This is a genomic window from Clostridium zeae (assembly GCF_017312485.1).
Taxonomy (GTDB): domain Bacteria; phylum Bacillota; class Clostridia; order Clostridiales; family Clostridiaceae; genus Clostridium_AR; species Clostridium_AR zeae.
The window spans coordinates 1-323 of sequence record NZ_BMBA01000025.1 but is presented as its reverse complement, the minus strand read 5'-3'; the positions used below and the strand labels follow the sequence as shown (position 1 = coordinate 323).

The window sequence follows — 323 nt, the reverse complement described above, 5'->3', positions numbered from 1 at the left end:
TACCGAAACTCAATGCTAAGCTACAGTAAAGCTCTACGGGGTCTTTCCGTCCAATCGCGGGTAGCAAGCATCTTCACTTGCACTACAACTTCGCCGGATTTACAGTTGAGACAGTGCCAAAGTCATTACGCCATTCGTGCGGGTCAGAACTTACCTGACAAGGAATTTCGCTACCTTAGGACCGTTATAGTTACGGCCGCCGTTTACTGGGGCTTAAGTTCACCGCTTCGCGTTACCGCTAACGATTCCCCTTAACCTTCCAGCACCGGGCAGGCGTCAGCCCCTATACATCAGCTTTCGCTTTAGCAGAGACCTGTGTTTTT

The 323-nt window shown here is 50.5% G+C and carries 1 rRNA gene (running past one end of the window); it reads right to left on the bottom strand.

The features are described from left to right. A 23S ribosomal RNA gene (locus tag J3477_RS25925) occupies positions 1 to 323 on the bottom strand (its annotated part extends 348 nt beyond the left edge of the window); the annotation flags it as partial.